General features: G+C 62.2%; 22 protein-coding genes. 14 read left to right on the top strand and 8 right to left on the bottom strand.

The features are described 5' to 3' along the window. The first annotated feature begins 27 nt into the window (after positions 1-27). Both OX462_RS22215 and OX462_RS22210 read left to right on the top strand, forming a co-directional pair. Positions 28-297 carry a hypothetical protein gene (locus OX462_RS22215; RefSeq protein WP_070221372.1) on the top strand — a complete coding sequence of 90 codons (270 nt, stop codon included), beginning with the start codon at positions 28-30 and terminating at the stop codon, positions 295-297. A gap of 242 nt (positions 298-539) precedes the next feature. Beyond that, on the top strand, positions 540-779 hold the full coding sequence (locus OX462_RS22210; protein WP_029496207.1) for a hypothetical protein: 240 nt from the start codon (positions 540-542) through the stop codon (positions 777-779). Positions 780-866: 87 nt separating this feature from the next. On the opposite strand, the gene OX462_RS22205 is transcribed toward OX462_RS22210, so the two are convergent. The 3 genes from OX462_RS22205 to OX462_RS22195 all read right to left on the bottom strand — a co-directional run bounded on the left by OX462_RS22205 (position 867) and on the right by OX462_RS22195 (position 5,585). Further along, positions 867-1,706, bottom strand: coding sequence for a glycine-rich domain-containing protein (locus OX462_RS22205; RefSeq protein ID WP_343216245.1), 840 nt, complete (start codon positions 1,704-1,706; stop codon positions 867-869). Between the two features lie 61 nt (positions 1,707-1,767). Beyond that, positions 1,768-3,615, bottom strand: a complete 1,848-nt coding sequence (locus OX462_RS22200) for a CHASE domain-containing protein (protein WP_409027065.1) — start codon at positions 3,613-3,615, stop codon at positions 1,768-1,770. A 203-nt stretch (positions 3,616-3,818) separates the two neighbouring features. After that, positions 3,819-5,585, bottom strand: a complete 1,767-nt coding sequence (locus OX462_RS22195) for a glutamine--tRNA ligase/YqeY domain fusion protein (RefSeq protein WP_070221375.1) — start codon at positions 5,583-5,585, stop codon at positions 3,819-3,821. 162 nt (positions 5,586-5,747) lie between these two features. Here OX462_RS22195 and OX462_RS22190 point away from each other — a divergent pair, with 162 nt between their 5' ends. From OX462_RS22190 to OX462_RS22175, 4 genes are all read left to right on the top strand, one after another. After that, on the top strand, positions 5,748-6,041 hold the full coding sequence (locus tag OX462_RS22190; protein WP_010395442.1) for a DnaJ domain-containing protein: 294 nt from the start codon (positions 5,748-5,750) through the stop codon (positions 6,039-6,041). A 215-nt stretch (positions 6,042-6,256) separates the two neighbouring features. Next, positions 6,257-6,769 (top strand): hypothetical protein, encoded by a 513-nt coding sequence (locus OX462_RS22185; protein ID WP_230538626.1) that lies wholly within the window; start codon positions 6,257-6,259, stop codon positions 6,767-6,769. Continuing rightward, positions 6,759-7,544 (top strand): hypothetical protein, encoded by a 786-nt coding sequence (locus tag OX462_RS22180; protein WP_099410539.1) that lies wholly within the window; start codon positions 6,759-6,761, stop codon positions 7,542-7,544. The genes OX462_RS22185 and OX462_RS22180 overlap by 11 nt, the downstream gene beginning before the upstream one ends. 19 nt (positions 7,545-7,563) lie before the next feature. Further along, the gene (locus OX462_RS22175) at positions 7,564-8,436 is read left to right on the top strand and encodes a hypothetical protein (RefSeq protein WP_070288596.1); all 873 of its coding nucleotides are present in this window, start codon (positions 7,564-7,566) and stop codon (positions 8,434-8,436) included. A gap of 115 nt (positions 8,437-8,551) precedes the next feature. Here the strand turns inward: OX462_RS22175 and OX462_RS22170 are convergent, their stop codons facing one another. Next, positions 8,552-9,454 (bottom strand): LysR family transcriptional regulator, encoded by a 903-nt coding sequence (locus OX462_RS22170; RefSeq protein WP_099410540.1) that lies wholly within the window; start codon positions 9,452-9,454, stop codon positions 8,552-8,554. A gap of 103 nt (positions 9,455-9,557) precedes the next feature. On the opposite strand from OX462_RS22170, the gene OX462_RS22165 reads away from it, so the two are divergent. Further along, the gene (locus OX462_RS22165; protein WP_254679441.1) at positions 9,558-10,838 is read left to right on the top strand and encodes an MFS transporter; all 1,281 of its coding nucleotides are present in this window, start codon (positions 9,558-9,560) and stop codon (positions 10,836-10,838) included. A 6-nt stretch (positions 10,839-10,844) separates the two neighbouring features. On the opposite strand, the gene OX462_RS22160 is transcribed toward OX462_RS22165, so the two are convergent. Next, a complete protein-coding gene (locus tag OX462_RS22160) occupies positions 10,845-11,492 on the bottom strand; it encodes a hypothetical protein (RefSeq protein WP_409027064.1) in 648 nt (215 codons plus the stop codon). Positions 11,493-11,656: 164 nt separating this feature from the next. On the opposite strand from OX462_RS22160, the gene OX462_RS22155 reads away from it, so the two are divergent. After that, positions 11,657-11,983: a hypothetical protein gene (locus OX462_RS22155; protein ID WP_409027063.1), complete on the top strand. Its 327-nt coding sequence runs from the start codon at positions 11,657-11,659 to the stop codon at positions 11,981-11,983. A gap of 19 nt (positions 11,984-12,002) precedes the next feature. On the opposite strand, the gene OX462_RS22150 is transcribed toward OX462_RS22155, so the two are convergent. Further along, a complete protein-coding gene (locus OX462_RS22150) occupies positions 12,003-12,863 on the bottom strand; it encodes a LytR/AlgR family response regulator transcription factor (RefSeq protein ID WP_409027062.1) in 861 nt (286 codons plus the stop codon). Beyond that, positions 12,860-13,975 (bottom strand): sensor histidine kinase, encoded by a 1,116-nt coding sequence (locus tag OX462_RS22145; protein WP_409027061.1) that lies wholly within the window; start codon positions 13,973-13,975, stop codon positions 12,860-12,862. The genes OX462_RS22150 and OX462_RS22145 overlap by 4 nt, the downstream gene beginning before the upstream one ends. A 185-nt stretch (positions 13,976-14,160) precedes the next feature. On the opposite strand from OX462_RS22145, the gene ugpQ reads away from it, so the two are divergent. After that, positions 14,161-14,904, top strand: coding sequence for a glycerophosphodiester phosphodiesterase (gene ugpQ, locus OX462_RS22140; RefSeq protein ID WP_409027060.1), 744 nt, complete (start codon positions 14,161-14,163; stop codon positions 14,902-14,904). A 163-nt stretch (positions 14,905-15,067) separates the two neighbouring features. Here the strand turns inward: ugpQ and OX462_RS22135 are convergent, their stop codons facing one another. Then, the gene (locus OX462_RS22135; protein WP_409027059.1) at positions 15,068-17,125 is read right to left on the bottom strand and encodes a TonB-dependent receptor domain-containing protein; all 2,058 of its coding nucleotides are present in this window, start codon (positions 17,123-17,125) and stop codon (positions 15,068-15,070) included. Between the two features lie 158 nt (positions 17,126-17,283). Here OX462_RS22135 and OX462_RS22130 point away from each other — a divergent pair, with 158 nt between their 5' ends. The 5 genes from OX462_RS22130 (at position 17,284) to OX462_RS22110 (ending at position 22,893) form a co-directional block, all read left to right on the top strand. Continuing rightward, positions 17,284-17,730, top strand: a complete 447-nt coding sequence (locus OX462_RS22130) for a Fur family transcriptional regulator (protein WP_070221861.1) — start codon at positions 17,284-17,286, stop codon at positions 17,728-17,730. Positions 17,731-17,849: 119 nt separating this feature from the next. Then, positions 17,850-20,462, top strand: coding sequence for an alanine--tRNA ligase (gene alaS / locus OX462_RS22125; protein WP_409027058.1), 2,613 nt, complete (start codon positions 17,850-17,852; stop codon positions 20,460-20,462). A gap of 237 nt (positions 20,463-20,699) precedes the next feature. Next, the gene (locus tag OX462_RS22120) at positions 20,700-20,927 is read left to right on the top strand and encodes a sulfurtransferase TusA family protein (RefSeq protein WP_010395510.1); all 228 of its coding nucleotides are present in this window, start codon (positions 20,700-20,702) and stop codon (positions 20,925-20,927) included. A gap of 243 nt (positions 20,928-21,170) precedes the next feature. Beyond that, complete coding sequence (locus OX462_RS22115) at positions 21,171-21,920, top strand: electron transfer flavoprotein subunit beta/FixA family protein (RefSeq protein ID WP_070221859.1); 750 nt, start codon at positions 21,171-21,173, stop codon at positions 21,918-21,920. Between the two features lie 40 nt (positions 21,921-21,960). After that, the gene (locus tag OX462_RS22110) at positions 21,961-22,893 is read left to right on the top strand and encodes an electron transfer flavoprotein subunit alpha/FixB family protein (protein WP_070221858.1); all 933 of its coding nucleotides are present in this window, start codon (positions 21,961-21,963) and stop codon (positions 22,891-22,893) included. The last annotated feature ends 9 nt before the right edge of the window (positions 22,894-22,902 follow it).

The following is a 22,902-nucleotide window of genomic DNA, read 5'->3' as shown; positions in this document are numbered from 1 at the left end:
GCTGTTTCCCGTCAGCAGGAGCGAGCCATGCGAGCTACGAGTCACCCCAGCAAGGAGCAGGTCCGCGCGTATATGCGCCGGCGCGAACGTGCGCTGCAGCCGCCGCCGCCGCCCGATGAAATTCGCCGGCAACTGGCCTGGTGCCGCATCGACGATTTTTCATGCAACTGCCTTTTGGCCACCCCGGCCGGCGTGGTCGCGCAAGGCTGGCATTTATCGACGGAAATCGCTCGCCTGGGCGCCCTCATGGCGATTGCCTGGCTCATGCGCAGCGGCGTTCCTCATTGTAAAAATTGATGACTTGCAGCAAATTTTTCCGATTTGGGTTATCCTCTAGCACATTCCAAGTGCGTCAATTCTCTTCAATTATCACAATTTTGCTTTAAGTTACGCAAAAATCAACAATAGCGTGTATTATATTGTTTGTGGCGTAAAAGCCGCATAAGTGATGGCGCTTTTTAGTGTGTTTACCCTGAATTATAGCGAAAGAGGCATTCGGCTTCTTTTTGCTCTAATACAACAAGTACGGATTTTTGATCATGTCTCTCAAACAAATTACTTCTTTGCCTACCTACAACCCGAATCGCGTCCTCGATGCGATCATCGACAAGCTGCAACTGAAAAACGATGCCGCCTTGTCGCGAGCTCTGGAAGTGGCGCCACCTGTTATCAGCAAGATTCGTCACAACACCTTGCCGATCGGCGCCACGATCCTCATCCGCATGCATGAAATCAGCGATTTCAGCATTCGTGAACTGCGCGAGTTGATGGCTGCCTAAGAGCGCCTGACAGACGGCAAACTGAGAGGTGCCGTCTGGGTAAGTCAGGCTTGCCGCGTGCGGCAGCCACATCTGTTTTCCGCCGTTCTATTGCGGGTCGCGGTTCAGTACCGGACGATCGACATAGAAGCGCCCCAGTTCCAGGCCAGTCGAAGACGATTTGACCACCGCTGCGGTCAGAGAGGCCGGCGCGCTGGAAAACGCGGTGCTGGCAGCGCCCGTCGCGCGGCCCGAATACGCCGTCGCCTGCACGGCCGCACTGGAAAACGCCGTCTGCACGGCCCGGCCCGAGTAAGCGGTGGCCTGTACCGCGGCACTGGAAAATGCTGTTTGTACCGCGCGTCCCGAATACGCTGCCTGTACCGCACGTCCCGAATACGCCGCCTGTACGGCGCGCCCCGAATACGCCGTTTCTGCGCGGATATAATCTTCTCCGAACGTCTGCTCATACAACTGCTTCATGCGCTCGCCCACGCGATGGTGCGCCGCTTCGTCGTCTTCGCCGCGCAAGCCGATGTACGGAAAGTGATGGAGGAAGTAACCGAACACCTGCTCGCAGTCCGCCGCATATTTCAGGGTGTCGAGGATGTGGTAGTGCCAGAAAGTATCGACATCCATCAGTGGCGCCGTTTCTTCCTCCGGAAACTGTTTCATCAGGATCAGGAAGCGGCGGTATTCAAATTCCACCGCATTTGCCTTTTCCAGGCTCCATCCTTCGCCTGACTCCCGGTGCATCAGCTTGACCTTGATCGCGTCCAAATTCAAATCGGCAATTGCTTTGAAACTGTCGTTCGTATCCATGAATGTCCTTTTGTAAAGAGCGTTGTGGGAAATACGGTGAAACAAGGGAAGGCGGCGGGTGTGTACTCCTGGCAAGTAGTCGAGGAATGCCTGCCCATGGCGGGCGGGCGCTGAGTTGTTCAACATCAATATTGCATCTAATTACGAAATATGCAAGCTGAGCTTGCTTCATGCGGGCGGGCGCCGATCAACTGCTGGCCCGGCTTTCTTCCTGGTAGGGAAACGCGGTGGCGTCCGCGCCCAGCGGTACGCTGACGTGTACGCTCATGCCGGCGCCGGGGCTGCTTTCGATGTAGAAAGTGCCGCCCAGCAACTTGATGCGTTCCTCGATGCCCACCAGGCCAAACGAGCCCAGCTTGTTGCGCCCGTCGATGGCCGCGCCCACGCCGTTGTCGCTGATGCTCATCGATACCGTATCGCGGCACTTCTCCAGCTTGACCTGCACGCGGCTGGCATTCGCATGCTGGGAAATATTGCTGAGCGACTCTTGCAGGATACGGAACAGGGCCGTCGCGCACTGGTCGCTGAGGCAAATGTCGCCATGGCTTTCATGCACTTCGCAGGCGATGCCCGTGCGCTGGCGAAATTGCGCCACCTGCCATTCGACGGCCGCATTCACGCCCAGGTCCAGCACGGTAGGGCGCAAGTCGTTGATGATCTGCCGCACGCTCTTGATGGTGGCGTCGATCTGCTCCAGGGTCGAGCGGGCGCGCGCGTTCAGGCGCGGGTGGCGGCGCTGCGTGCGCGAGGCCAGCATGTCCGCATCGATGCGCAGCACCAGCAGGTTTTGTCCCAGGTCGTCGTGGATTTCGCGCGCGATGCGCTTGCGCTCTTCTTCCTTGATCTGGTCGGCGTGGGCCGCCAGCCGGCGCAGTTTCTGGTGCGACAGCTGCAGGCGGATCTGGCTGGCGCGCAATTCCTCCGTCATGCCCGTCGCCATCTGGATGGCGCGCCGGCGCGACGACGCCAGCGTGTGGAACAGCATGTACAGCAGCATGGCGCTGGCAAAGCCGATCAGCAGGGCCAGCCATGGCAAGAAGGCGTCGAAGCGCGTATACAGGTCGCTCTTGCGCACGCTGAACAGCGCTTGCCAGACGCGGCCATTGTGTTCAATCAGCATCGTGCTGCTCAGGTAGCGGCCCGAACTGCCGGGCAGCCACCACGGCGCATGCATGCCCGCCGTCGTGCTGTCGAAGATGGGACGCATGTCGTGCGGCAAGTTCAGTGCTTCGCGCGCCTGGGGGCCGATATCGAACAGGGTCAGGCGCACGTTACGCACCGGCATGTCGGCCAGCGCGCTGCGCATCATTGTCACCAGGTCGTAGCCGATGCCGACGGAACCCTGGTAAGCGGCGCGCCGCTGCTCCACCGTATCGACCGGCATGCCGTAGCGGTACACGGGCAGGCGCATGGCCATGCCTGTCAATTGGGGCCGGCCTTCCATCGGCACGGGCACGCCGGAATTGCTGACCTGCCCGGAATCGCGCGACTGCGCCAGCATTTCCGCGATCAGGGGGCGCGCGGCGATGTCATTGCCATACTTTTCCGGGGCGCTGGCAATCGGCTCGATGTACACCAGCACGGAATAACGGGCGCGCGGGGCGGGTGGATGGATGGCAAACGCCGGATAGCCGTCGCGCCCGGGCGGATAGTCGCGCTGCATGGCCGCTTCGAAGGCGCTGCGCTGCGCGTCGTCGAGTTCCTGGCTGTAATTGAGATTCATCACGCCCGGGTAGTTCTGTTGCAGGGCAATGTTTGCCACATAGCGGTGGAATTGCTCCCGGCTCACGTGTGCGTTGGCGTGGAACAGGCTGGCCGTGCCGCGCAGCAGGTTGGCATACGACTTGACGCGCGATTCGATGTTTTTCCGCGTATTGCGGGCCAGATTGTCGAACAGCTCGCTGGCGTCGTTTTCGATCGACAGCGAGGCAGCCATGTAGAACAGCAAGCCCACCACCATCGACATCACGAAGCCGAGCAGCCAGAGCGGTCTTTTTTCAGCAGATAAGGGGTGTTCGCTGGCAGTAGAAGACATCGCCATCCGCATCAGGAAGAGGAATCGGGGGCCGCCTGGGCGACTGTGTTATACAAGCGCTATTGAAATTGCAAATTGCTCAATAGCTGCCTAATATACAAAATTATCGTGAATGTAGTCAACAGGCAATATTCTGGGGTGACATATGTTCTTGAAACGAAAAAAAACCGCCGCAGCGGTTTTTTTGTGGGTCGTCCGGCGCCTTATTTTGCGGGCTGCCAGCTGTCTTTCAGGGTGACGATGCGGTTGAAGACGGGCTTGCCAGGCTGGCTATCGACCCGGTCGGCCGCGAAGTAGCCGTGGCGCTCGAACTGGAAGCGCTGTTCCGGCTGGGCCAGTTCCGCGCCCGGTTCCAGCCACGCCTGCACCACTTCCTTGGCCAGCGGGTTCAGGGCCAGCTTGAAGTCCTTGCCGCCCGCGTCCGGCTGCGGGTCCGTAAACAGGCGGTCGTACAGGCGTACTTCGGCGGGAATCGCCGTCGGCGCGCTGACCCAGTGCATATTGCCCTTGACCTTGTAGTTGGCGCTGCCTTCCGTGCCAGACTTGCTGTCCGGGAAATAGTTGCAATGCACGGCGATGACCTTGCCTTCGGCATCCTTGTCAAAGCCCGTGCACTCGATCACATAGCCGTAGCGCAGGCGAACCTTGCTGCCCGGCTTGTCGTCGATGGGCGGATACAGGCGGAAATAGCCCTTGTTCGGCACTTCCATGAAGTCGTCTTCCTCGATCCACAGCTCGCGCGAGATGGGGAAGGTGCGCAAGCCCCGTTCCGGGAAGTGCGGGTGCACGGGCGCCGTGCACTCGACGCTCTCGTTTTCGGGGAAGTTGTCAATAATCAACTTCAGCGGACGCAGCACGGCCACCGTGCGCGGCGCCTTCGGGTCCAGGTCTTCGCGTAAACAGCCTTCGAGCACGCTATAGTCGATCCAGCCGTCGGATTTCGTCACCCCCGTGCGTTCGCACATCAATTGGATCGCTTCCGGCGTGTAGCCGCGGCGGCGCATGCCCACCAGGGTCGGCATGCGGGGGTCGTCCCAGCCGTCGACGATGTGTTCTTCCACCAGCTGGCGCAGCTTGCGCTTGCTGGTGACGATGTACGTCAGGTTCAGGCGCGAGAACTCGAACTGGCGCGGCACCGGTTGCTGGAAGAAGCCGCCGGCCGACAGGGTTTCCAGCAGCCAGTCGTAGAACGGACGGTGGTCCTGGAATTCCAGCGTGCAGATCGAATGCGTGATGTTTTCCAGCGCGTCCGAGATCGGGTGCGTGTAGTCGTACATCGGATAGATGCACCAGGCGTCGCCCGTGCGGTGGTGATGCGCGTGGCGGATGCGGTAGATGGCCGGGTCGCGCAAGTTCATGTTCGGCGAACTCATGGCATCTTCGCTCATCTTCGCGCGCAGGATGTGCTCGCCATCCTTGAACTGGCCCGCCTTCATGGCGCGGAACAGGGCCAGCGATTCGTCGCGCGGACGGTCGCGGAACGGCGAATTCTTGCCGGCCTGGCCGAAATTGCCCCGGTTGGCGGCCATGTCTTCGGCGCTCTGGCTGTCCACGTAGGCAAAGCCGGCCGTGATCAGGTACTCGGCCATCGCGTACAGCTGGTCGAAATAATCGCTCGCGTAGTGCAGGTGGCTCTGGCCATCGGCAGTCTTCGGCTCCCAGTCAAAGCCCAGCCATTTCACGCTGTCCATGATGGTGTCGACGTATTCCTGCTCTTCCTTGGCCGGATTGGTGTCGTCGAAGCGCAAGTTGCACTGGCCGGCGTAATCGCGCGCCAGGCCGAAGTTGACGCAGATCGACTTGGCGTGGCCCACGTGCAGGTAGCCGTTCGGCTCCGGCGGGAAACGCGTGATCACCTGGGGCAGGCCGGGACGCACGTGCGCGCCGGCAGCCAGGTCGGCTTCGATGATGTTACGCAAGAAATTGGGCGCCAGCGCTGGCGCGGCGGTATTCGGTTTATCGTTGCTCATTGATCAATGCGGAAGAGTGACAGTAAAAAGCATTTTACCGTACCGCAAGCGCTTTATAAGCACGTATTTGGCCCCATATCCCAGCATGCAAGCGACGCGGGCGCCGTTCTATAGGATAATTCGCCTTTAATTAGCAAACAAAACGTGACCCCGGAGCCATTTATGGAAAATTTGTATAACGTCCTCGGTGTCGCGCCCAATGCCAGCGACGATGAAATCAAGAAGGTTTACCGTTCGCTGGCCATGCGCTTCCACCCCGACCGCAACCAGGCCCCCGGCGCCGAGGCGCGCTTCAAGAGCGTCACCAAGGCGTATGAAATCCTGGCCGACCCGGCCAAGCGCGCCGAATACGACCAGAGCGTGAACCACCGCATCATCATCGATCCGGAAGCGGAAGCCTATGCCCTGTGGTGCGGCGTGTTCCGCCTTCACGGCACCGTCCTTCCTGCGGACTGAGGGCGTCTCACATAACCTACTGCGCGTCGTGATTTGCGGCCTGCGATGCTCACCGTACTAAAGTACGGTTGCGCTTCTTAGGCCAACGGGGGCGCCGAGCCTCACTGCCGCTCGCTACGGTTGTGTGAGACGCGGTACAGTCCGGATGATTTTAAAAACAACAACAACGGCGCTTTTAATGTAACAGCGCCGCGCATCACATTGGAAAGCACAGCATGAGAAGAGTACACCCTGAATTCGCGTACCAGTCGCGCGAGCTGGAAGGCCAGATCGACGGCATCCTTGGCGACCCGCCGAACCGCAAGAACTACAAAAGCATGGTCGACGCGCTGGTGAGCGAGTACGCGAGCGGCGGCGGCATCGAAGACGTGAACATGCTGGCCTTCGCGCTGGTCGATCACATCACCTTCAGCGACCCGAAGGGCTTGCTGGCCGAAAGCGAAGACTACGAGTTCGGCGACCCGTCCCGCGTGTTTTCCATGGCCGCGTGCGCCGCGCCGGAAGCGGCGAAGATGTACGCCGCCATCGAAGAGAGCTTCCCCGACCTGGCGCGCCAGGCCATCATCACGGCCTTCCTGCACAAGAATCCGCGCCTGTGGGACGACGACGACCAGTCGCTCGACCAGCTGGCTGCCAATGACGACGGCGACGACGAGCACGATGAAGACGAAGCCACCGACGATTTCGCCCAGATGTTTGACCAGGATGGAGATGACCATGGCCGATAATGAACAAAAAAGCAACCTGCCCGCGCTGACGAAGCAGGTCACGGAACTGGTGCTATCCGGTTCGCTGGGCCACGCCGAGCAGGCGTTTGCGGACGCGGCCGACCAGTACGGCGACCTGGCCGTGGTGGAAGTGCTGAGCGCCATCCCGCCGCAAGTGACGGCCCTGCACCTGGCCGGCTTCGACGGCGGCAAGATGTCGCTGGCCACCTTGCTGGTGCCGCCGAAAGCCTGGGCCGACAGCCTGGCCTTCATCGCCGCCACCTGGAGCGATGACCAGATCGAGGATGATCCGGAACGCATCGCCGAAGCGCTGTTCGCGCACATCCACGGCGTGGTGTTTTCCACCGACGACGCCGAGCGCCGCCGCGAGCTGCTGCTCGAAGCATCCGCCACCGACTGGGGCGCCACGGCGTTCGCCATTTTGTTCTCGATGGCGCCGAAGGAAATCCTCGAAGTGGCGGGAGAGATCGTCATCAAGGGACCGTACGTGACGGGCGTGACTTCGTCCGACAATGACATCGTGCCGCTGGCCATCGAACTGGCGCAAGCGAATGAAGACGGCTGGGACCGCTCGCTGTTCGAACTGTTCCCCGACTTCCGCCACAGCGCCGACCTGGCCGACGCGGAATACTCGGACGACCCGGATGAAGAACCGACCATGTTGCAGCGCAGTACCAAGGAATTGCTGTACCGTCTGCGCAAGCAAGTGCCGAGCACGCGCAGCGCGCCGCGTTCCAGCACGCGCCGCAGCCTGGGCACGGGCATCTTCTCGTAATGAAAGCAGGGAATCACTAATGCTGCCAGCAATTGTTGTAGAGAATCTTCCGCGCCTGGTGCGCGCCATCAAGCTGTTGCCGGGCGACCCGCGCGAAGACGCGGCGCTGAACCTGGCCGACGAATTGACGGGCATCACGGCCATGGTGGCCGAGAAGTTCACGAATGAACGCACGGCCGACGGCATCCAGAAGGCGCTGTACCTGACTGTGGGCGGCGTGTCGCTGGGCCTGGAGCAGGCCGTCACGCATGAGGGCGACCAGGCCGCCCTCGACTTCCTTGTCGAGCACGGCGCCGAACACGCGTTCCAGGTCGGCTTTCGCCTGATCAAGGACCTGTCGCAGCTGCCGGAAGACGCCCTCGTCGGCGAATACGACCAGGATCCCGTCTACCTGCAGCGCCGTTTGCGCGAGCTGTTCATCGATATTTGCCAGGCCGATCCGAACCAGAACTGGGCCGGCTATGAAAAGTATGCGTTGCAGTTGCAACAGCGCAAGGAAGTGCAAGCCGTCGTGCGCCTGGCCGGCTGGCTGCGCCGTCACCACGACAACGGCCCCGTCAGCGACAGCGATTTGAATGCCGAGGGCGTCATCGCCCTGGCCATCATCTTCGCCATCGAAGGCGGCGGGCGCATCGTGGCGCGCACGGGGCAAAAGGAGTTTGAACGTTTCGTGCGTTCCGTGCGCAAGAACAAGCCCGACTTCGAGGAAGGCTGGGCCGCCCTGGTGGCCAAGGTGCCCGTGCAGCACCATCCGGTGTTGCTCGACCGCATCGCTTCCTACCGCCGCAGCTGCACCGTCGTGCAGAAAATCCTCACGCGGGCCAGCATGAAGAGCCTGTTCGAGGACCTGGAGAATTACGCGGGTTCCGAGCTTGACGCGGATTATTCGTGATCGCTGGTGTCGGATTACGCGGCGGCTTCGCCACCGCTAATCCGACCTACGCCGGCGCGCGTGCCGTAGGTAGGCTTAGCTGCGGCACAGCCGCAGCGTAAGCCGACACGCCGGCCTACGCTCCCCCTTCCATGGCCGCTTCCTCGGCCAGCTTGACGAATGCCGCTACCAGCGGCGACGTCTCTTCTTCTCGTTGTGCAAGTAATAAACTGGTGGTCGCCTGCGGGTCGGCGATGGGGCGGTAGCACACGCCATCCATGCGGATGCGGTCGAACGAGGCGGGCAGCACGGAAATGCCGCAGCCGGCCGCCACCAGGCCGATGATGGTCGATGCTTCGCCCGCTTCCTGCGTGACCTGGGGCACGAAGCCGGCGGCCTTGCACAGTCGAAAAATCTGCGGATAAATCCCGGTGCCCGCATCCTTGGGATACATGACAAAGCCTTCGCCCGCCATGTCGGCAATCGCGATGCTGTCCTTGGCCGCCAGCGCGTGGGCGACGGGCAGCACGAGGAACAGCGGGTCCTGGCGCAATTCGGTCAGGCGGATGTCGTCCGGGTACGTCGTTTCCGGCGGGCGCACGAAACCCAGGTCCATCGTCCTGCCCGAGATCGCTTCCAGTTGATGCAATGTCGCCATTTCATGCAAGGTCAAGGTGACGTGCGGGAATTGCTGGCGGTAGCGGTTGATGACGGTCGCGAAGTAGGGTGTGAACGGCGTGGAAAAGGTAAAACCGATGCGCAATTCGCCCGCTTCGCCCCGCTGTGCCCGGCGCGCCGTGACGGCCGCCTGTTCCGACAGGGCCAGGATGCGCCGCGCATCGTCGAGAAACAGCGCGCCTGCCTGCGTCAGCCGCACGGAGCGCTTGTTGCGCTCGAACAACTGCGCACCGAGTTCCGCTTCCAGCGCCTGGATTTGCTGGCTCAGCGGCGGCTGGCCGATGTGCAGGCGCTCGGCCGCGCGCGTGAAATGCAGCTCTTCGGCAACGGCGACAAAGTAACGGAGGTGGCGCAGTTCCATATAAGTAATATTTTAAAAGTATGAGTTGGGCCTTGAATATATATTGGACGATATGAGTTGGCAATCCTAAGATGAAGACTCGCTTCCTTTCCGAAACACGGCCATGTCTGATTCATCGCTTGCCTTTGCCCCCGCCACCTCGTCTGCCATCCCGGTTTCTCCCGCCGCACCCGCGCCCCGCACGGCCATCGCCAAGGGCTCGATCGAATTCAAGCGCAGCAACCGCGCCCTGTTCTTCGGCGGCTTTTCCACCTTCAGCTTGCTGTATTGCATCCAGCCCCTGTTCCCGCTGCTGTCGCACCAGTTTCATCTGACGCCCGCGCAAAGCAGCTGGTCGCTGTCCGTGTCGAGCGGCTTGCTGGCCATCTCGCTGGTGCTGCTCAGTGCCGTCTCGGACCGGGTCGGCCGCAAGCCGCTGATGGTGGCGTCGATGTTTTCCGCCGCGATATTGACGATCTTGTCCGCCTTCGCCCAGGATTATGCGCAACTGCTGGCCATCCGCGCGGCGCTGGGCATTGCCTTGGGCGGCATGCCGGCCGTGGCCATGGCTTACCTGGGCGAGGAAATCGAGGGGCCGTCGCTGGGCCTGTCGATGGGCTTGTATATTGCAGGCAGCGCGTTTGGCGGCATGTCGGGACGCTTGATCGCTTCCATGCTCAGCGATTTCCTGTCGTGGCGCTGGGCCCTGGGCGTGCTGGGCGTGGCCGGCGTGTTGGCGGCGGCGGAATTCTGGCGCAGCCTGCCCGCGTCGAAGAACTTCGTGCCCAGCACCAAAGGCTGGAATGCGCTGCCGCACGCGATCAAGCAACATTTTTCCGACCAGGGCTTGCCGTGGCTGTTCTGTCTGGCGTTCGTGCTGATGGGCTGTTTTGTCAGCCTGTATAACTACATCGGCTACCGCTTGCTGGCCGCACCATTTGGCTTGCGCCAGAGCACCGTCGGTTTGCTGGCCTTTCTGTACCTGATCGGCATCTTCAGTTCCGTCTGGGCGGGCCGCCTGGTGGACCGGCTGGGGCGCCGGGGCGTGCTGTGGATCATGCTGTCGGTGATGCTGTCCGGCATAGTATTGACCCTGTTCGACTCGCTGCCGCTGATCGTCATCGGCATGGCGCTGGCTACCTTCGGTTTCTTTGCCTCGCACTCGATCGCCAGCAGCTGGGTTAGCCGCCGCGCCCGCGCGCCGCAGGCGCTGGCCTCGGCCTTCTATCTGCTGTTCTATTATTTGGGGTCAAGCCTGATCGGTTCCGCCTCGGGCATGATGTGGGGCTTCGACGGCTGGACGGGCGTCATCATCATGCTGGGCGTATGCCTGGGCGGCGGCGTGCTGATCGCCTTGCGCCTGCGCCATCTGCAGCCGCTGGGGGCGCGCGAAGCGGTGGGCTGAGCCCGGCTATTTGGGGCAGTTGCCGATCATCGTTTCCCCCTGCTTGCCCGCGCGCGTGGTCACGCACAAGGTGCCCAGCGCGCTGGTGATTTTATACGTGCGGCTGCCCCTGGCCTCATTCGCGCCCACTTCCTCGATTTTCGATGCCTCGTACCATTTCGGCGGCACGGCTGCGTAGGCTTCGGCAAAGCCTTGCTGCATGCGCTTGAAGCCCGTGTCCTCCAGTTTTTGTTCTCCCCGCTGGGGGAATTCCTTGCGCAAATCCTTGTCGATCTTGCCCACGTCGCGCTTGGCTTGCGCCAGGATGTCGGCGGCGCTGGGCGCTGGCGGCGCCGTGATCGCTTCCTGCATTGCCGGTGCTGGCGCGGGCTCGGCGGCGGGCGCGGGCAGGGGGCGGCTGACGGGCGCCGGTATGGTTCGGCGCGGCACACGTTCAGCGGCCGGTTTTGTGCTGCGCAAGGCTATCGGCTTGGGCGGCGCAGGGGGCGTGTAGCGCAGCCAGGCGATGGCCGGGCCCTGCGGCAAGTGCTCGTCAACGGCAAGGCGGGGGCGCGACTGCAGGATCACATAGGCCAGCCCCGCGTGCAGCAGGACGATCAGCAGCAGGCCGGGAGCGCGGCGGGGCAGGGGTGGCAGCGAGGTCATGGAGGGCATGGTGGTTCAGGTACGCCAATGTATCTGAAGGATTTGATAATTATCTAGAATGTCACAAGCGCTTACAAAGAAATGCCCCATGGAAATTTCAATGCCATGGCGCGTGGCGGGGAACCTTGGGCCGGCCTGACGATCCAACTCTCGATACCATGGGAGGACAGATCATGATGCAGGTAAAGGAAGTGGCACGGCGCTTTGGCGCCATCGAACACGCGATCGGCCAGGCGGCCCAGTTGTGCGGCAAGCAGCAGGGCATGCCGATGGACTTGAAGGATTGCATCGATCAGCTGGACCAGCAAAAGAGCGCCGTGCGGCAAGCCATCGACACGCAGGACGATGCGCGCATCCGCCAAGCCGTCGACCAGATGGAGTCGCTGGGCGACCGCGCCAAACGGGCGTGCGGCACGGCGACCAGCGTGACGCCGGAAATGAAGAGCGCCGTGCTCAAGGTCCACGATGAACTATCGGACCTGAAGCATCAGCTCCACTAGAACCTGGCTCTTGTGCGCCCTACATCTGCCGGAACAGATGGGCATATAAAGGGCTGACACGCAGTTGCGCCGGATGCTGGCGCAGGGTCAGCGACAGCTTGCCCGCCTCGTCGCGCACGGCCGTGGCGATGGCGCTGGCATTGACGATGGTGCCCCGGTGGATTTGCCAGAATTGTTGCGGGTCCAGCTGGGGCAAAAGTTCCTTCAGGCTCGTGCGTATCAGCGCTTCGCTGTCCTGGCACACGACGTTGATGTATTTGTCCAGCGCCTCGAAATACACGACGTCGGCCAGCGCGATCATGCGCACGCTGTTGCCCACGGCCGCCCGTATCATTTGCAGGCGCGGCGCGGGCGGCACCATGGCCTGCAACTGGGCCAGCAGGCGGGCCAGGTTGTCGTCGCTGGGGGCCGCTGTGACGGTTGCCGCCACCGGCGCCGCCGCAGTGGCTGCCGCCGCTGGCGTTGCTCTCCCGCTGGCGCCGGCGCTGTCGCGCAGGCGTTGCTGCAAGCGTTCCACCGTCTTGCCCAGGCGCGCATCGTTGACGGGTTTTAAGACGTAATCGGCGGCCGCGTGCTCGAAGGCGGCCAGCGCATATTCGTCGTAGGCGGTAACAAACACGATGTGAGGGAACGCGATGCCGTCCGGCCACTGTTCGGCCAGCTCTTCGGCCGCTTCCAGGCCTGTCTTGCCCGGCATCTTGATGTCGAGAAATAGTATGTCGGGCTGCAGCGCCAGGCCTTGCTGCAAGGCTTCCACGCCATTGGCGCAGGTGGCAACGATGTCGAGTTCCGGCCATAGCCGGCGCAGGGCATGCGCGAGGGCGGCGGCGAGTATGGGTTCGTCTTCGGCGATCAGGGCGCGCGGGGGGGAACTTGTCATGGCGTGGGGCTCGTGGTGGTGGAGTGTATCGGTAATTGAAGGCGGGCGATGACGCCTGCCGGTGTGTTGGGGGCCAGCGATAGGCTGGCGGCTTCGCCATGCATGCCGTGCAGCCGTTCGCGGATATTCGCCACGCCCAGCTGCGTGCCCTTGGTCTGGCCCGGATGGTCGAGGCCCAGACCATCGTCCGCAACCGTCAGGATCAGCACGCTGCCGTCCGTGGATGCCTGCACGTGGATATGGCCGCCTTCGATCTTCGGTTCCAGGCCGTGCTGGATGGCGTTTTCCACCAGCGGCTGCAGCAGCATGGGCGGCACCTTGATATCGCGCAAGGCCTCGGGCAAGTCCAGCGCATAGCTCAGGCGCGCACCCATGCGTATCGACATCAGGCCCAGGTAGGCTTGCATCAGGGAAAACTCCTGCGCGAGGGTGGTGGACCCGGCGCGCGAGGAACTCAAGGTGGCGCGCAGGTACTGGATCAGCTGGTCGAGCAGCAGCTGGGCGCGGTCCGGATCAAAGCTGATCAGGCCCTGCAGGTTGGCCAGGGTGTTGAACAGCATGTGCGGTTCGATCTGCGCCTGCAGCAATTGCAGCTGCGCCTGCATGGCCTGGCGCGCCACGGATTCGGCGCGGGCCTTTTCCTCGGCGGCGATCATTTGCAGGCGGGCAATCTTTTCGCGGCTGGAGAAAAACAGCACGGCGCCGCCCGTGGCCAGCAGGGTGAACACGAGCGTGCCCATCATTTGCGTGGGCAACAGCTTGTCGAAGCCGCCCACGTCCACGCCCGTCAGCCAGCCGAACAGAACCAGGCCCAGCATTTGCGCCACGGGCACGGATAGCAGGATGATGAGCATGAAGGGCAGGAGTCTGGGCCGCTGGTCCGCACCCCATAAAGTCAGGCGCATGCCGTCGATCAGCAGGAAGGCGATCGTGCCGATGCACATCGAGGCGATCAGGTTTTGTCCGAAATGGCTGCCCGGATTGAGGATGAAGGTAATGACCAGCGCGCAGATCGCGTTCAGCACCAGCGCATAGCGAGAGTCGAGCAGCATGCGGTAGTAGGGAAAGCGGCGTCTGGCGGGGGCGTCGGCGGAAGGGGCGTCTGAGTTCATGGAAGTGTCTGCTGGTAGCGATGGGGCATTGTGTGCCAGCGCAGGCCAGGGCGCAACAGGGCTGCGACGAAACGGTGCCGGCGCGTCGCCATTCGCAGCGTCGCGCCGCCAAACGGGGCCGCTTTACTTTTCACGATGGGCGCGGGATAGTATGGCAAGACAGTCTTTGCTATAAAGGAAACCTCATGTGGCCCTACCCACGCACCCTGGCGCACCGCGGCGGCGGCACCCTGGCGCCTGAAAACACCCTGGCTGCTCTGCGCTGCGGCCTGGCTTACGGCTACCGCGCCGTGGAATTCGACGTCATGCTGGCGTCCGACGGCGTGCCCGTCGTCGTGCACGACCCCGAGCTGGGCCGCACGGTGGCCGGCAGCGGCCACGTCAACGATTACACGGCCGCACAGCTGGGAACGATGGAGGCGGGCGCCTGGTTCGGCCCGCAGTTTGCGGGCGAGGGCGTGCCCACGTTCGAGGCCGTGGCGGCGTATTGCAAGGCGCAGCACATCTGGATGAATATCGAGATCAAGCCGGCGCCCGGCTTCGACGTGCCGACGGGCGAGACGGTGGCGCAGGCCACGCGCGATTATTTTGCAAAGGAAATTGCTGAAGGAGAGTTATTGCCCTTGCTCTCGTCGTTCAGCATCGCCGCCCTGGAAGCGGCGCGCCAGGCGGCCCCGGAACTGGCGCGCGGCTGGCTGGTCGAACGGATACCGGACGACTGGGCGAACACGGCGAAGGAACTGGATGTGGTGGCGATCCATTGCGACCACACGCAACTGACGCGCGCGCTGGCGCTGGCAGTCAAAGAGGAGGGATTGGGGCTGTTCTGCTACACCGTCAACACGCCCGAACGGGCCAGCGAGCTGCTGGCCTGGGGCGTGGATGGGTTTTGCACGGACAGGATAGATTTGATCGGAGCGACGGAATAATGCGATGCATACTCAGCGGAGATCCGGGGTCAGTCCCTTCGGGAGTGGAATTTTCCCCATTGGAAAAAATTCCCCCGGACGGGTCTGACCCCGGCAGTTGTCCGGACCATGGTGTTGTCGGCTTACGCGCTTGCGCGCTAAGCCGACCTACGTTTCAAGCAGCTTAGAAAGTCACGCGCATGCCGACGGTGACATTGCGCCCCGTCAAAGGCGCCGCATTCTTGATGAATGAAGTGTGGCTGTACGCCAGCTCATTCGTCAGGTTGTTCGCCTTGATGTAGAACTGGGCCGGCGTCGTGCCGATGCGCGTGTCGTAGTTGGCGGACAGGTTCAGCATGTTGTAGCCCGGGGTTGCCGTTTCGAACGCGGCCACCTTGTCTTGCTTGCCCACGCGGTAGAACTCGGCCACGCCGCTCCATGCCTGCCAGTTGGCATCGACCTTCACGCCAAAACGCTGGGCCGGAATGCGCGGCAAGTTGCCACCATCGTTGGCCAGCTTGGCCCGCACGTAGTCGCCGAACACGCTGGCGCCGAACATGGGGTTCAGTTGCTGGCGCACTTGCCCTTCCACGCCCGTGAACGTGGCGTCGCGCTGGGCGTACTGGATCAGCTGGAAGCCTTCGTGGCTGTCCAGCGTGCTGCCGAAGATGTAGTTGTCGACCTTGTTGCGGTAGGCGCTGGCCGAGAAGGTCGTGGCGCCCGCATATTTGCGCAGGGTCAAGTCGATATTGTTCGACGTTTCCTTGCCCAGGTTTTGATTGCCCAGTTCATACGTGGCCGTGGCCATGTGCACGCCGTGCGCATACAGTTCCTCGGCGCTGGGCAAACGGTGCGTGCGCGAGATGGTCGAGCCGAGCGAATACTGGGGCGCGAATTTCCACACGGCGCCCAGCGAGACCGACGTGCCCTTGGCGCTGCGGTCTTGCAGGGTGGCGCTATCGACCGCGATGTCTTGCCACTCGTGGCGCAAGCCCGCTTCGAAGCGCCATTGGTCGAGCTTGTATTCTTCCACCAGGAAGGCCGCGTGTTTCTTCGTGACCGTCGGCGCCACGTAGGCTTCCTCGCCCAGGGCGGAGAAATCGCGCTTCGACGTTTGCAGGCCGACGACGCCGCGCCAGCCGAAGACGGGATGGTGTTCCATTTCCAGGCGCGCGTCGTGGCCCTTGTTTTTAAACGTGGTGGCGATTTCCGTGCCTTCGATTTCATCGTGCTTGTAATCGGTAAACGACGCGCGCAGGCGCAGCTTGGCGAAGCCGGGCACGGGGTCGCGCAATTCGCCGCGCACATCCCAGCGCTCGCTCTTCAGTTTCACGTAGGGCACGCTTTCATGCTCGTGATCGTGGTCATGTTCCTCTTCGTCGCCGTGGCCGTGGCCTTCATGACCGCCGCAGTGCAGGTGGGTGCCATGCGGGTGGCAGCTCTCGAATTCATGGTTGTGGCCAGGCAAGCCGTATTCCGCATGCTGGCTGGTGAAGGCCAGGCCCAGGAAGCCGCGTTCACCCACCCACGACACGCCCACGCTGCCCGTGTCCGTCTTGTTGTAGCTGCCGGCCACTTTGGAGCCGCCTTCCCAGCCGCTACCGACCTTGTATTCCTTCGCATCGCGCTTGACGCCTTCCGCGTGGAAGGCGATGTTGCCGGAGCCGCCAGTCACTTCAAAGGCGCCCGCCTTGTCGCGCGCTGCCGAGTTGGCGCGTACTTCCGCGCTGCCTTCGAAGCCCTTGGCCGGCACGCGGGTGGGGATTTTCTTGTCGATCACATTGACGACGCCGCCGACGGCACCGCCGCCGTAGGCCAGCGCGGACGGGCCGCGCAAGACTTCAATCTGTTCCGACAGCATCGGTTCGGCCGCGACGGCATGGTCGGGGCTGATGGTCGACGCATCCTGCACTTCGGCGCCATCGGACAGGATCTTCACACGGGGACCATCCATGCCGCGGATGATGGGGCGGCTGGCGCCGGCGCCGAAATGGCTGGACGTGATGCCGGGCTGGCCGGCCAGGGTTTCGCCCAGGGTCGCTGACCTTGCCAGCACCAGTGCCTCGCCTTCCAGCACGGTCACGGGCGTGCTCATATCGTCGCTGCCCAGGGCCAGTGCGCTGGCCGAAACGGTGACGGCAGGCAAGGTGGCGGCCTGTTGCGCCAGGGCGCTGGCGGGGGCGGCAAAGGCCAGCATGATGGCCAGCGCGAGGGGAGTTGGTTGGTGAGGACGGACGGACATGGGCAAGAATTCCTTTATCAGCTATCGGTGTTGGCAGGGTTGGGGCAGCGCATGAACAGGAAATAGCCTGCCCTAAGATGATAATGATAACCCATTATCATTAATGTGTGGCAGTTTTCCGGGCAGTAGATACAGGCGGATGGTGTATTCTGTCGGCTATGGAACGCACAACACGTCAAAAAACCGCTATTCAAGCCGCCATCGAGTCGGCCCAGCGCCCCCTGTCGGCGCAGGAAATCCTCGAACAGGCCAGCTTGCAGGTGACGCAGCTGGGCATCGCCACCGTTTACCGCAACCTGAAATCGCTGGTGTTGGAGGAAAAGGTGCACGTGGTGACCTTGCCGGGCGAAAACCCGCGCTACGAGTCGAACACGGCCGCCAATCACCACCATCACCATTTCCAGTGCACCACGTGTCAGCGCGTGTTCGATGTGCATGATTGCCCGGGCGACTTGAAGCGCATGGCGCCGCAAGGCTTTATTGTCGAGCGCCACGAACTGACCCTGTACGGCCGCTGCGCCGATTGCAATGCGGCCGCCGGCGCCAGTGCGGTCGCCGCCGGTGCCGCCCCGCACGCCTGCGCCAGCGGCCACGACCCGGCCTGAGCGGGCAGGCTGTCGATGTTGGCACGTGCGCAACAATGCCCGTGCCGGCCGTCAATGCCGCACCCCATATCACGTATAATCTTCCCTTTAAAGCTGCCGCCACTCTTTGCCAAAAAAACATGAAATCAACTGAAATCCGCGACAAGTTCCTCAAATTTTTCGAGTCCAAGGGCCATTCCATCGTCCGTTCCAGCTCCCTGGTGCCAGGCAACGATCCGACCTTGCTGTTGACGAACAGCGGCATGGTGCAGTTCAAGGATGTGTTTACGGGCACGGACAGCCGTCCGTACACGCGCGCCACCTCCGTGCAGCGCTGCGTGCGCGCCGGCGGCAAGCACAACGATCTGGAAAACGTCGGCTATACGGCGCGCCACCATACGTTCTTTGAAATGCTGGGCAATTTCAGCTTCGGCGACTATTTCAAGCGCGACGCGATCCAGTACGCATGGGAACTGCTGACCAAAGTGTACGGCTTGCCGGCTGACAAGCTGACCGTCACCGTGTACATCGAAGATGACGAAGCGTACGACATCTGGGCCAAGGAAATCGGCGTGCCCGTCGAGCGCATCATCCGCATCGGCGACAACAAGGGTTCGCGCTACGCTTCGGACAATTTCTGGCAGATGGCTGACACGGGCCCATGCGGTCCATGTACGGAAATCTTCTACGACCACGGCGCCGACATTCCTGGCGGCCCGCCGGGCTCGCCTGACGAAGATGGCGACCGCTTCATTGAAATCTGGAACCTGGTGTTCATGCAGTTCAACCGCGACGAAGCGGGCGTCATGCACAAGCTGCCGAAGCCGTGCGTCGACACGGGCATGGGCATGGAGCGCCTGGCCGCCGTGCTGCAGCACGTGCATTCGAACTATGAAATCGACCTGTTCCAGCACCTGATCAAGGCTGCCGCGCGCGAAACGGGCGCCACGGACCTGGAAAACAAGTCGCTGCGCGTGATTGCCGACCACATCCGCGCCGCCGCCTTCATGATCGTCGACGGCATCATTCCGGGCAGCGAAGGCCGCGCGTATGTCTTGCGCCGCATCATCCGCCGCGCCCTGCGCCATGGCCACAAGCTGGGCCAGACGAAACCGTTCTTCTACAAGCTGGTGGCCGATCTGGCCATCGAGATGGGCGGCGCCTATCCGGAGCTGGAAGAAGCGAAAGACAACGTCGCCAACATGCTCAAGGCCGAGGAAGAGCGTTTCGGCGAAACCCTGGAAACGGGCATGAAAGTGCTGGAAGCGCAGCTGGCCAAGGATGCCACGGGCATCGACGGCGCCACCGCTTTTACTTTGTACGAAACCTACGGCTTCCCGCCGGACCTGACGGCCGACATCTGCCGCGAACGCAATATCAGTTTCGACCAGGCTGGCTACGATGCGGCCCTGAAGGAAAGCCAGGAACTGTCGCGCAAGGGCGGCAAGACGCACAAGGACAGCAAGGTCGAGTACACGGGTGAGAAAAACAAATTCGTCGGCTACGACCAGTTGACGTTCAGCAGCAAGGTCGTCGCGCTGTACGCGGCCGGCACGCAGGTAGCTGAACTGAAGGCGGGCCAGGACGGTATCGTCGTGCTCGACACCACGCCGTTCTACGCGGAATCGGGCGGCCAGGTGGGCGACCAGGGCGTGATCGCCTCGGGCGCCGGCAGCTTTGCCGTCAGCGACACCCTGAAAATCCAGGCCGACGTATTCGGCCATCACGGCGTGCTGGAATCGGGCGTGCTGAAGGTGGGCGATGCCGTCTCGGCCGAAGTCGACACCGCCAAGCGCGCGCGCACGATCCGCAACCACTCGGCCACGCATTTGATGCACAAGGCCTTGCGCGAAGTGCTGGGCAGCCACGTGGCGCAAAAGGGTTCGCTGGTCGACCCGGACAAGACCCGCTTCGACTTCAGCCACAATGCGCCGATGACGGCCGAGCAGATCGCCGCCGTGGAAACGATCGTCAACAAGGAAATCCTGGAAAACCGCGCCACGCAAGCCCATTTGATGTCGTTTGACGATGCCGTCAAGCATGGCGCAATGGCACTGTTTGGCGAGAAGTACGGCGACGAAGTGCGCGTGCTCGACATCGGCAGCTCGAAAGAGCTGTGCGGCGGCGTCCACGTGCAGCGCACGGGCGACATCGGCCTGTTCAAGATCATCGGCGAAAGCGGCGTAGCCGCTGGCATCCGCCGCGTGGAAGCGGTGACGGGCGAGGGCGCGCTGGCGCTGGTGCAAACCATCAACCGCCGCCTCGTCGAAGCAGCCAGCGCCCTGAAGGCGCAGCCGGAAGAACTGACGGCCCGCATCGTCCAGGTGCAGGACCACGTGAAGGCGCTGGAAAAGGAACTGGCCGCGCTGAAATCGAAACTGGCGTCGGGCCAGGGCGATGAGCTGGTCACGCAAGCCGTCGATGTCAACGGCATCAAGGTGCTGGCGGCCGTGCTGGAAGGCGCCGACGTGGCCCGTCTGCGCGAAACCATGGACAAGCTGAAGGACAAGCTGAAAACGGCCGCCATCGTGCTGGCCAGCGTGGCCGACGGCAAGGTCAGCCTGATCGCCGGCGTGACGGCGGACGCGACTTCCAAGGTCAAAGCGGGCGAGCTGGTGAACTTCGTTGCACAGCAAGTGGGCGGAAAAGGCGGCGGACGCCCCGATATGGCGCAGGCTGGCGGCACCGATCCGAGCGGCCTGGCGAACGCCCTGGCCGGCGTGCCGGCCTGGGTCGGCGAACGCGCAAAATAAGGCGTAAGCTAGAAGGCATGCGGGGTTTTCGCCCCACAGCCCCTTGAAAACGGCCCGCAGACGGTGTTTGCGGGCCGTTTTGCCGTGTGGAATCTCGTTGTGACACCACAACAGCCGATGAACTATTTTGGTGCAGCGCGTCAATGCCCCTGATTTAGAGTAGTATGTCGAAAATCAGTACAACAAAACAATGGTGGGATATTGATGATGAGCGACACACTACTTGATACCGAGATTATGGAATTTCACAAAGAACTCGACGCGCGGGGCTTGAATTGCCCGTTGCCGATTCTGAAGGCGAAAAAGGCTTTGTCAGAGCTGCAGAGCGGGGAAGTGCTGCGCATCATGGCAACCGATCCCGGTTCCGTGCGCGACTTCCAGGCTTTCGCCAAGCAAACGGGCAATGCCCTGCTGTCGCACGTGCAGACGGGTACCGAATTCGTCTTCCTGATGCAACGCAAATAATTCTGCCAGCCGGGGCCGCCGTGGCGCGGCCTGGTTTTCCTTCCCGAACCAGCCCTTTTGCTGCCCTGCAGCGTAGCGGCGGACCCCCTTGAAATTCCCGAAGCTGGACAGTTTAGATGGATTGCTCTAACAAAAAATCGCACGATCGTGCTTAAATTCGGTTCAGGATTCAAATTTCTCTTATAATCGAACGCACAATCAGCACTTGATCCGTCATTTTTATAATTTCCCAAAGGCATAGCTATGAAAGTCTTGGTACCCGTCAAACGCGTGGTCGACTATAACGTCAAAGTCCGCGTCAAGAGTGACGGCACTGGCGTCGATACCGCCAACGTCAAAATGTCGATGAACCCTTTCGATGAGATCGCGCTGGAAGAAGCGATGCGCCTGAAAGAAGCCGGCAAGGTCACTGAAGTGGTCGCCATCTCCTGCGGCGTGACGCAGTGCCAGGAAACCCTGCGCACGGCCATGGCCATCGGCGCCGACCGCGGCATCCTGGTGGAAACGACGACCGACCTGGAACCGCTGGCCGTGGCCAAGCTGGTCAAGTCCCTGGCCGAGAAAGAACAGCCGCAACTGATCATCCTGGGCAAGCAGGCGATCGATGACGACAGCAACCAGACGGGCCAGATGCTCGCTGCCCTGCTGGGTTGGCCGCAAGCCACGTTCGCTTCGAAAGTCGTGCTGGAAGACGGCAAAGTCACCGTCACGCGCGAAGTCGACGGCGGCCTGGAAACCCTGGCATTGACCTTGCCAGCGATCATCACCACCGACCTGCGTTTGAACGAGCCACGCTATGTGACCTTGCCGAACATCATGAAGGCAAAGAAAAAGCCGCTCGAGACCGTCAAGCCGGAAGACCTGGGCGTCGACGTTGCGCCACGCCTGAAGACCCTCAAAGTCGTCGAGCCAGCCAAGCGCTCGGCCGGCATCAAGGTGCCGGACGTCGCCACCCTGGTCGCCAAGCTGCGTACCGAAGCCAAAGTCATCTAAGCGGCTTTGCCGTCTATCCAGAACAATTACAGGACATATCATGGTCGCATTAGTTATTGCTGAACACGACAACGCTACCTTAAAGGGCAGCACCCACCACACCGTGACCGCGGCTGCCCAGTGCGGCGGCGACGTGCACGTACTGGTCGCAGGTTCGAACGCCTCGGCTGCCGCCGCTGCCGCCGCGCAAATCGCCGGCGTGACGAAAGTCATCGTGGCCGACGCGCCATACTTTGCCGACGGCCTGGCCGAAAACGTGGCCGAGCAAGTGCTGGCCATCGCCGGCAACTACAGCCACATCCTGGCGCCAGCCACCGCCTACGGCAAGAACATCCTGCCGCGCGTGGCCGCCAAGCTTGACGTGGCGCAAATCTCGGAAATCACCAAGGTCGACTCGCCTGACACCTTCGAGCGCCCGATCTACGCCGGTAACGCCATTGCCACCGTGCAATCTGGCGACAAGGTCAAGGTCATCACCGTGCGCACCACCGGCTTCGACGCTGCTGCCGCCACCGGCGGTTCGGCTGCCACCGAAACCGTCGCCGCCGTTGGCGACAATGGCAAGTCCGCCTTCGTGGGCCGCGAACTGGCCAAGTCCGACCGTCCTGAACTGACCGCCGCGAAAATCATCGTGTCGGGCGGCCGTGGCATGGGTTCGGCCGAGAACTTCCACATCCTGGAACCGCTGGCCGACAAGCTGGGCGCCGCCATGGGTGCTTCGCGCGCCGCCGTCGACGCCGGCTTCGTGCCGAACGACTGGCAAGTGGGCCAGACGGGCAAGATCGTCGCGCCATCGCTGTACATCGCCGTCGGTATCTCGGGCGCGATCCAGCATCTGGCCGGCATGAAAGACTCGAAGACCATCGTCGCCATCAACAAGGATCCGGAAGCGCCGATCTTTGCCGTGGCCGACTACGGCATCGTGGGCGATCTGTTCGAGATCGTGCCGCAACTGGTCAAAGAACTGGGTTAATTTAAACCC

Source organism: Janthinobacterium aestuarii, assembly GCF_046113285.1.
In the GTDB taxonomy this organism is placed as follows: Bacteria; Pseudomonadota; Gammaproteobacteria; order Burkholderiales; family Burkholderiaceae_D; genus Janthinobacterium.
The sequence above is the reverse complement of the archived record's forward strand: the minus strand, read 5'-3'. Positions and strand labels throughout refer to the sequence as shown.